This window comes from Herbaspirillum sp. UBA812 (assembly GCF_002296545.1).
Taxonomy (GTDB): Bacteria; Pseudomonadota; Gammaproteobacteria; order Burkholderiales; family Burkholderiaceae_D; genus Herbaspirillum; species Herbaspirillum huttiense.
On the sequence record NZ_DBIC01000385.1, the window covers coordinates 1 to 2,890 of the forward strand.

The 2,890-nt window shown below is 63.9% G+C and carries 3 protein-coding genes; 1 reads left to right on the forward strand and 2 read right to left on the reverse strand.

Going from position 1 to position 2,890, the window contains the following annotated elements:
- A partial coding sequence (locus B3873_RS25335) for a flagellar protein FlhE (RefSeq protein WP_286869822.1) occupies positions 1–306 on the forward strand: 306 nt, incomplete at its 5' end.
- 14 nt (positions 307–320) lie between these two features.
- Here B3873_RS25335 and radA read toward each other — a convergent pair.
- Together radA and alr are read right to left on the reverse strand one after the other, a co-directional pair.
- Entirely contained in the window at positions 321–1,706 is a 1,386-nt protein-coding gene (radA, locus tag B3873_RS25340) for a DNA repair protein RadA (protein ID WP_034329257.1), read from the reverse strand.
- 83 nt (positions 1,707–1,789) lie between these two features.
- On the reverse strand, positions 1,790–2,869 hold the full coding sequence (gene alr, locus B3873_RS25345; RefSeq protein WP_286869824.1) for an alanine racemase: 1,080 nt from the start codon (positions 2,867–2,869) through the stop codon (positions 1,790–1,792).
- Positions 2,870–2,890: the final 21 nt, after the last annotated feature.

Consider the following 2,890-nt stretch of genomic DNA (forward strand, 5'->3'; position numbering starts at 1 on the left):
GACTACATCACGCAATTCAAGGTGGTGGGACAGATACCGGCCGGCGCAATCATCCGCAAGGTCAGCTGGCGCTATACGCTGGCCAGCAAGCCGCCCGGCTTCGAGGCCAGGCTGTGCTGGAAGGATGCCGGGGTATGCTGGGACGTAAGCCTGGCCAATGCCGGCAGTACCGAATTCTTCAATGGCCGCGACGCCAGCCAGCCTTTCCAGCTGCACTACAGCGTGCGCGGAACGGCGCGCACAGGTGAGCCGCCCATCAAGGGCGAAATGAACCAGGTCATCGTCACTTTCGACGCGCCCGACTGATTCAGTGATCCGGTTCAGGCAGCGTAATCGTCGATCTCGCGCGCCTTCTGCAGAGCGTCGTCGATGCGCTCCACCGGAATCACCTTCAATCCCTCAATAGCCTGCTTGGGTGCATTGGCCTTGGGGATGACCGCAATCGAGAAGCCCAGCTTGGCAGCCTCACGCAAGCGTTCCTGGCCACGCGGGGCTGGCCGAATTTCTCCGGCCAAGCCCACTTCCCCGAACACCACCAATCCGCGCGGCAAGGGCTTGTTGCGCATGGAGGAATTGATCGCCAGCAGCACCGCCAGGTCGGCCGCCGGTTCGGTAATCTTCACCCCGCCGACCGCATTGATGAAGACATCCTGATCAAAGGCCGCCACGCCCGCATGCCGGTGCAGCACCGCCAGCAGCATGGCCAGGCGGTTCTGCTCGAGGCCGACCGACAGGCGGCGCGCGTTGGGAACGTGCGAGCTGTCCACCAGGGCCTGGATTTCCACCAGCAGCGGACGCGTGCCTTCCTGGGTCACCATGACGCAGGAGCCGGGGACCTGGTTTTCGTGCTGCGAAAGGAACAGCGCAGAAGGATTGGAGACCCCCTTCAAGCCCTTCTCGGTCATGGCAAACACGCCCAGTTCGTTCACTGCGCCGAAGCGGTTCTTGAAGGCGCGCACCAGGCGGAAGCTGGAATGCGTATCGCCCTCGAAGTACAGCACCGTATCGACGATGTGTTCCAGCACGCGCGGACCGGCCAGCGCACCTTCCTTGGTCACGTGGCCGACCATGATGATGGTGATGCCGGAAGTCTTGGCCACCCGGGTCAGTTGCGCCGCGCATTCGCGCACCTGCGCCACCGAGCCGGGAGCCGAGGTCAGCGCATCGGAATAAATGGTCTGGATGGAGTCGATCACGGCCACTTCGGGCTTGTGCTCGGCCAGTGTGGCGAGGATCTTTTCCAGCTGGATCTCGGCCTGCAATTGCAGTTCACGGGCATCCACCGCCAGGCGCTTGGCGCGCAAGGCGATCTGCGAACCGGACTCTTCGCCGCTCACATAGAGTACCTTCTTGAGCCGGGAAATATTGGCCAGCGCCTGCAGCAGCAAGGTCGACTTGCCGATGCCGGGATCGCCGCCGATCAGCGCCACTCCGCCCGGCACCAGGCCACCACCCAGCACGCGGTCGAATTCCTCGATGCCAGTGCCAAAGCGCGGCACGTCGATCGCTTCGATATCGGCCAGGCTCAGTACCGGTGCGGTCTGCGCCAGGCTTTGCGGGGTCGACGAATAGCGATTCCCGCCACCGCTCTCCACCAGCGTCTCGACCAGGGTATTCCACTGGCCACAGGCCGGACACTGGCCGGCCCATTTGTTGCTGACCCCGCCGCATTCGGTACAGGTGTAATTGGTCTTGACCTTCGCCATCGTCGCCTTGCTGCTTTCTGCTCTACCTGGGTATGCCTGCTGAAACTTCCCGGAAATCTGCCAGGAGGTTCATCTTTTTTCGTTCAGTCCACTTCACGCACCGCCACCCGTGGGGCCAGTGCGCACATCAATTCATATCCGATCGTACCCGCCGCAAAGGCGACCTCATCGATGGGCAATTGCTGGCCCCACAGCTCGACGCGGCTGCCGACACTCGCGCCGGGAAGTTCGGTCAGGTCCACACACAGCATGTCCATCGAGACCCGCCCGACGGTGCCGGTCTTGATACCGTCCACCAGCACGGGCGTGCCGGTCGGTGCATGGCGCGGATAGCCGTCCGCATAGCCGCAGGCGACCACACCGATACGCATCGGCTTGTCCGCCACGAAGCGGCTGCCGTAGCCGATGGCTTCGCCCGGGGGGATGTCCTGCACGCCGATGATCTGGCTTTCCAGCGTCATCGCCGCGCGCAGGCCGAAGTCGGCGGCACTGCCACCGCCCGGGGTAGCGCCGTACAGCATGATGCCGGGGCGTACCCAGTCATGGGCCAGTTCGCCATGCATCAGGTCGGCAGCGGAATTGCAAAGGCTGCGCGCGCCGGGCAGCCCTTCGGTGCCAGCCTGGAAGCGGCGTACCTGCTCGGAGAGCGGCAGGGACGGGGTGAGCGCATCGTCGGCATTGGCGAAGTGGGTCATCATGGTGATGCTGCGCACGCTGGCGATCTTGCTCACGCGCGCATGGGCGGCGTGAAAGGCCTCGGGCTTGAAACCCAGGCGGTTCATGCCGCTGTTCATCTTCAGGTGCACATGGAAGGCAGCGTCGGTGACGAATTGTTCCAAGAGCGCAATCTGCTCGTCGCAATGCACGGCGAACTGGATGTCGTGGCGGGCCAGCACAGGCAGGTCCTCGGCATCGAAGAAACCTTCCAGCAGCAGGATGGGCTTGGTCCAGCCCAGCTCGCGCAGGCGAACGGCATAATCCGGTTCGACCAGCGCCAGGCCGTCGGCATCGGCGAAGCCGCGCATGGCGCGTTCCAGCCCGTGGCCGTAGCCGTTGGCCTTGAGCACGCCCCAGACGCGGGCGTTGGGCGCATGGGCGCGGGCGACGGCAAGATTGTGTTGAAGTGCGGAAATGCTGATGGAAGCGACGATCGGTCTTGGCATGATATCCAGTGGCAGTAACGA

Coding starts and splice junctions, on each gene's coding strand:
- radA (WP_034329257.1), bottom strand. CDS start 1,706: ATGGCGAAGGTCAAGACCAATTACACCTGTACCGAATGCGGCGGGGTC.
- alr (WP_286869824.1), bottom strand. CDS start 2,869: ATGCCAAGACCGATCGTCGCTTCCATCAGCATTTCCGCACTTCAACAC.